Source organism: Veillonella parvula (assembly GCF_018366295.1).
In the GTDB taxonomy this organism is placed as follows: Bacteria; Bacillota; Negativicutes; order Veillonellales; family Veillonellaceae; genus Veillonella; species Veillonella parvula_P.
Map to the genome: position 1 here is coordinate 1 of NZ_JAGZIJ010000017.1, position 7169 is coordinate 7169.

The window sequence follows — 7169 nt, forward strand, 5'->3', positions numbered from 1 at the left end:
GATACCGTTGTGGATGCAGCTGCTGTAGCTTTATCCAATTGAGATTTATTAACCGCATCGTTAGGGTCCGTACCGTCAGCTACATTTGTAATCTTGTTACCGCCATTATTTAGACCGTCTTTTGTAAGACTTACTGCATTGCCGCCAGCACGATTGATTGTCATACCATCACCATTGATAACAGTATTATTGCCACCGTTTGTGAAAGTAGCAGACGTCAAGCCTTTCAATTCTTTCGCCAAGCGCAATTTCAATGTATCGGAACCGTCAGAAACAACACCGATGTTATCTTCAGCAGCTAATTTGCTTTCATCGGAGATACCACCCTTAACATTCACTTTATTGTTAAGTTTCTTTTCAATCACCTTGCCTGTATCGCCGCCGTAGAGCATACCATCATCCATGGTTGCCACTTGATGTTCGCCGTTTTTGTCCTGGTAAACAATACGAGTGATACCATCAACACCGTCTACGCCTTTTGCACCTTTAACGCCTTTAGTATCATCATCGTAGCCATTCTTCACGGACATGTCGATACCGCTTGTACCGTTCACCCCATTTGTACCTGCAGGGCCTGTCAAGCCGATATGGCCTACGCCATCTTTACCGAACATAGATACAGCAGGTTTCCCGTCTTTACCAGTAACACCTACCTTACCGTCTAAGCCGTTCGGGCCTTCAGGGCCAGTGATAGTTACACCATCTTTATCACCTTTACCGACCTTCACAGTTTCAGCTTTAAGGTTCTTATTCATCTTCACATCGACAATTGTATTGCCATTTTGATCCTGTTTGATGAAAGTTTTAAGGTTTTCACCGCTGTAGTTATTATCAGCATCAGTACCTTCACCCTTAATAGTGATCTTGGAACCAAGTTTATTAGTCTGTACACCGCCACTATTAGCATCAAACTGCAAGCCTTTATTGATAACATCGTCCAATTTGGATTTGGAGGCAATGTCTTTCAATTTTACGGTTTCCTTTTTATCCGGATGATTTTTATCCTCTACAGTCAAATCAATGTTGCCATTATCATCCACCTTGTAAGCACCGTCAGCTTCAGCCGCATTTTTCGCCAAACGGAAGTCCGTAGCATTAGCGCCTTGTTTCTTAACTTCGTCGCTAACTGTTTTCAACTGATCTTCTGTTGCGGCGCGACCGGATACCATATTAGGATTTTGAATATCCCAATCTTTATTATCTAAGCCAGATACATAGTTGCCAGTATTGCCAGGGTTCGCACCATCTTCTTGTTTACCCATGGTTACAGTGCCAGCTTTCACAGTGTCGGATGCCGTTACAGATTGCAAGCCTGTTAAATTTTTAGCCAATTGCAATTGTAATTTTGCATTACCGTCAGCATCAACCGTCGCAGATGTAACACCGATATTATTTCCGGTTGCCAAATCAGATGCATTTGTCACACCACCTGTTATATTTACTAGCTTGTTAAGCTTAACATTAGATGTAGCACCCATGTCGCCTTTAAATTTAAGGCCGTCGTTCAAAGTAGCCACTTCTTCGTTCGTACCATCAGGTTTTTGGTATCTAATACGAGTTGTAGTCGTACCAGGAGCACCGTCTACACCAGGTTGACCGTCACGAGTAACAGAAATGTTAGTTGTTACACCGTCTTTACCATTAATACCGATTTTACCGTCTTTACCGTTTGCACCAGTAGCAGTAATCGTTTCTACATTGAGGTTTTTACCAAGTTTCACATCAATTGTACTGTCACCGTTACCGTCTTGAGAGATTTCCGTAATGATATTAGAGTTATCCCCTTTAACGGTTACTTTGGAGCCCAATTTATTTGTTTTTACGCCGCCATTGTTAGCATCAAATTTCAAGCCTTTATTAGTTAATGCATCTTCGCTATCTTTGATTTTATCTTTCAAGTAATCCACATTAACCGCTTCGCTACCATCGTTACCTGTCGCATACGCCACATTTGTTACATGAGTACCACCAGTTTTATTAGCATAAGTAGGACCTTCATAAGTTACTTTTGTCTTATCAACGTCACCATTATTGTCCAAATTATACTTAACAGCGCGATCGTTTAATTTATCAAGGCTAGATTTAGATGCGACATCCTTAATCTTAACTGTTTCTTTACTACCTGCATGGTTTTTATCCTCAACAGTTAAGTCAACATCACCGTTAGAGTCAACTGTATAGGCGCCGTCTGCAACTGCCGGATTTGCAACTAAACGATAGTCCGTAGACGCAGCACCTTGGCTTTTAATTACATCGCTGATTTTCTTCAATTGATCTTCTGTAGCAGCACGACCGCTTACAGGGTTAGACTTATTAACATCCCAGTCCTTATTTTCAAGGCCTGTCACATAATTTTTAGTATCAGCGTGTTTACCCATTGTTACGCCGCCTGCTTTTACAGTATCTGTAGCAGTAACAGTAGTAACATTAAGATCTTTTTTCAATTTAACGCCGATTGTAGTATCATCACCAGTTTGCGTAATTTTAGTAGTGATATTGTCATCACCATTGACTGTTACTTTAGAACCAAGTTTGTTTGTTTTTTCATCGTTATTATCAGCGTTAAAACGAAGACCTTTGTTGATAAGTTCAGTTTTGGCATTATTGATATTAGTAGTTAATTCGTTTTTGGCATCGTGCAATTGACCGCCGTTTACAGCGTCCTTACTGCCTGCGCCTACAGTTCCATCAGCAACATTGGTAATCTTTTGATTATTCGCATTGAGACCTGTTGGAGATACATATGTTTTACCGCCTACAGTCAAACCGTTGCTATCAATCTTAGTATTACCTGCTGTCACGCTGTCCAAACCTGTCAATGTTTTAGCTAATTTCACATTTAATGTGCCATTGCCGTCAGATACAACACCGATATTACCATCGGACAGTGTGCCTGTAGCACCGCCTTTAACAGTTACAGTGTCGCCTAATTGTCTGTTGCTTACATTACCAGTATCGCCAGCAAAGTTCAATCCTTTATTAATTTTTGTATTAATACTGGAGATGTCTTGCTTGTTTTGAGCAATATTGCCAGCATTATTTGTGATATTTTGCTTATTATCAGCGATATCTTGTTTATTCTTGTCGATTTGAGTCTTATTAGTATTAACTTTTTCGTTTACCGCTTTTAACTGATCTTCAGTAGCACCGCGACCGGATACAGCCACAGGATTATCTACATTCCAATCTGTATTTGTAAGGCCTGTTACATGACCAGCATCACCGTCTACAGTTACAGGATGTGCTGTACCTACAGTAATTTTATTACCTAAACCAACAGTATATTCCTTACCGCCTGCTGCGTTTGTACTTTCTGTTACAGTTACATTCGCATCCTTTGCTTTTACAGTGGATGCTTTAGCTGTACCGCCGATAGCAGCTTGTAATTGACTATAGTTTACTGCATCATTAGGGTCGCTACCATTAGCAACATTAGTAATCTTTTGATTATTCGCATTGAGACCTGTTGGAGATACATATGTTTTACCACCTACAGTCAAACCACCATTATCAATCTTAGTATTACCAGCTGTAACGCTATCTAAACCTGTCAATGTTTTAGCTAATTTAACATTCAATGTACCATTACCGTCGGATTCAACACCGATATTACCGTCGGATAATGTGCCTGTAGCACCGCCTTTAACAGTTACAGTGTCGCCTAATTGTCTATTGCTTACAGTACCTGTATCACCAGCAAAGTTCAAGCCTTTATTAATTTTTGTATTAATATTGGAGATATCTTGCTTATTTTTAGCGATATCAGTTTTGTTATTCGCAATATCGCCAGCATTTTTCGTGATATTTTGCTTGTTAGTATTGATATCACTAGTATTTTTATCAATGGCAGTTTTATTGGTATTAACTTTATCGTTTACCTTTTTCAATTGATCTTCTGTAGCCGCGCGGCCAGATACAGCCACAGGATTATCTACATTCCAATCTTTATTTTGAAGGCCTGTTACAAAACCTGTAGTACCGTCAATCGTTACAGGTTTTGCTGTACCTACTTTAATAGTATTACCCAAAGTCATGTTGATAGTTGTATCACCATTGGCTTGTGTAATTGCGGCATTGATATTGCTGCCGTCACCTTTGATGGTAACTTTAGAACCTAATAGGTTGTTTTTCGCACCACCTGTATTAGCATCGAAGTTAAGGCCTTTATCTATAGTGTCTTTATTGAATTTAATAGCATCATGAATCGTGCCTTTACCGGTATTGCCGATATTGCTCATCGATAAGTTACCAGTATCAGGGTCAAGGGCTGCATTGCCACCCAAAAGACCTTTTGTAGTGTTTGCTAAGTTACCCAAGGTATTTGCAACACCATATAATTGGCTACCGTTGATTGCATCAGTAGATTGTGCATTCACACGACCTGCAGCTACATTTGTAATGGTACGTTTTACTGTATCACTACCCACGCTAACTGTAGAGTCAGCACTACCACCGGCATAGTTTTTATACCATAAACCGTTTACCAATTGATTTGCTGTGCTTACTGTAGCATCAGTCTTGGAATTAGCACCTAATGCAACAGAACGTTCATGTGCTGCATTAGCAGAAACACCTAATGCCATAGAGTTTGTCTTCTCAGCTTTACTACTTAAACCTAATGCTACAGCACCTACCGCACCATCAGAAGTAGAAGATTGCACACCTATTGCTAGAGAATTACCACCAGATGCAACAGAACCATCACCAGCTGCAACATCAGCGTAGCCATTTGTCGTACTACCCCAGCCAAGTGCAGTGGAGTGAGAACTATTAGCTGTAGCATTCGTACCCAATGCAGCAGACCCCTGTTTAAAAGCCTTAGAACCATTACCAATAGCTACTGCCCAATCACCTCTAGATTGAGAACCATTACCCATAGAAATGGCACCGCCACCACCGGCTTTTGCATCATTACCTAACGCCATGGAGGAACCACCCCAAGCACGAGCATTAGAACCGAAAGCTTGGTCATTATCTTTACCTACAACAGTTCCATTCTCATCGATACCTGCCCACGCTTCGTTACCAAGTGCAAAACCATTAGTGGAACGAACGCGAGTACTATTACCGATAGCAACCGTATTATTCCCGCTCGTATATGAACTACGGCCGATAGCTACAGCTTGTGCCCCATCAGCACTAGTGCCGGAACCAATAGCAATTGCATTTACAACCGTAGTTGTAGCACTTTGACCGATAGCAATGCCACCAGTTCTTTGATTTGCCGGAACACTTTTCCCTTTATTATCATCAACAGTTACAGTCGCACCACGACCAATAGCGATACCAGCCAAAGTTCTACCCTCGTCCGTATCTCCTCTACCTACAGATGCACCAGTACCTACTGAAATACTATAATCACCCTTAGATGCTGTATTATCACCAATTGCGATACCACCGTCGTTTTCAGCTGTCGCTCCGACACCATTTTTAATCGGTGCCCCCAAGGCATCCGTAGGCATCATAACGCCTGTCAACATAACGGCAACTGCTGTAGCACCTACCATTTTAGAGAATACAACCGACAAAGAGGAACGTTTCGTCATGTTCTTTGCTGTTTCTGCCACAACAACATAGCAGCTCTTTGTGCGATTCCAAATCACTTTAAATACTCGATTCATTAATCTTTCTCCTATAAAACTTATAAAACCTACTAACCAACTATCTACATATTTAATGAAATAACAATGATGTATCGATGATGTATTAAGAATTCATCGACATTCTTGAATGTGTATATCTAAAATACCACATATTACGGGAAAAGTAAACTTTTTTTCATTTTATTTTCATAAAACTTTTGTGTTTAAATTATTAATAATTTCGATAAAATTAAATATACTGAATATTCTGCATAAATGCTGTATTTTTTAACTATTATTCACCAACTTTCATAAATAATACTAATATGCTCCATAATTATGTACTAATATCACACCATATGTAACCAATTTATTTTCTCTTCATTATCCTGTTTTATGATAGACCATATAATAGAATGATATCTTTTCATAAACAGATATCGTACAGTGTTTCTGCCATTTTGACTCAATGTACGTACACAATTACTACATACCTACTTAAGCCAATTAACTATTGCACAATCAATAAAGGTAACATTTTATTATATAGTAAAAGGAATGACAGGTGAAATTCAAATCGCCGTCATTCCTTTTTTTATTCTAAGGCACTCTAAAGGCGTATTGGCGGGCTTTATAGGCTTTATAGAAATAGAGCATATGTGTATAAAAACAATTTATATGATTACTCCATGTGTTTTTTAATTTTTATTGTTATACTGAAAGCAGAAAGGAGGAAGAAATCTATGTCAGAACTCAATATCTTACAACAAAATATAGATAAACCAAATACGGTTACAGAAGAAGATATCGTAGTTACACGAGATAATCAAACTTTCACAATCAAAGGTCGCTTTAATGGGGAAGAAGGCGTATTCACATATGATGCGGACGTTCAACCTAACGATCAGTTACAATTTCTGCATCACAATTTTACGGCCATCGTAAAAAAAATTACATATAAGGTGATTCAAGGTCAGCGAATCACCTTGATTGCAAAATTATATGCATAAAAATATCGGGGTATTGTTAATACAAACAACACCCCGATATTTTTTATCGGTCATACAATTATAAGAAATACAATACAACACAACAACACTTAATTCTTATAATTAAATCATCTAAAATTATTGAATTGTCGGTGCATTAATCGCTTTGCGAAGGTCCACTGTGTGAAGTTCGTCCATTGCAGGAGCCGCTTTTTCATCCACAGGTTTCACGCGATTATTGCCGTCTTTCATAGCTTCGTTCAAGCTGAAGATCACCATTTCATTCATGTAGAAACGCAATTCATCATCATGTACATTGGCTGTATTACGATCCAAGATATCGATGATTTGTTGCGCATAGTCCAATTTAGCATCTTCAGATACAGTCGCATGTTCTGTAAAGAACTGTTTGTAATCGTTGTACAAACGATCTAATGCCAAACGCCCATAGCTATCGTTTTTATAACGATGGCTTACGATGTACCAGCTGCGACGAACATTCATGTAGTACAACACATTGTTGCGGTAACGCTCTTGACCAGTCATAACGCGGGAATCATCCATGATGCGCTTGCCCTTTTGGTCCAATTGGAATTGT

Annotated in this window: 3 protein-coding genes; 1 reads left to right on the forward strand and 2 read right to left on the reverse strand. The window is 39.2% G+C overall.

Annotation, left to right across the window (positions count from 1 at the left end; genetic code table 11):
• A partial coding sequence (locus KHY58_RS09930) for an ESPR-type extended signal peptide-containing protein (protein WP_278473242.1) occupies nt 1-5621 on the reverse strand: 5621 nt, incomplete at its 3' end.
• Between the two features lie 704 nt (nt 5622-6325).
• Between KHY58_RS09930 and KHY58_RS09935 the strand changes: the two genes are divergently transcribed.
• Entirely contained in the window at nt 6326-6592 is a 267-nt protein-coding gene (locus KHY58_RS09935; protein WP_004692901.1) for a hypothetical protein, read from the forward strand.
• Between the two features lie 117 nt (nt 6593-6709).
• Here KHY58_RS09935 and KHY58_RS09940 read toward each other — a convergent pair.
• Nucleotides 6710-7169 (reverse strand): hypothetical protein (locus KHY58_RS09940; RefSeq protein ID WP_278473243.1); only part of this gene is annotated, 460 nt, incomplete at its 5' end.

What these genes read in the sequence shown, in the direction of transcription:
- KHY58_RS09935 (WP_004692901.1), top strand. Translation starts at nt 6,326, where the DNA reads ATGTCAGAACTCAATATCTTACAACAAAATATAGATAAACCAAATACG.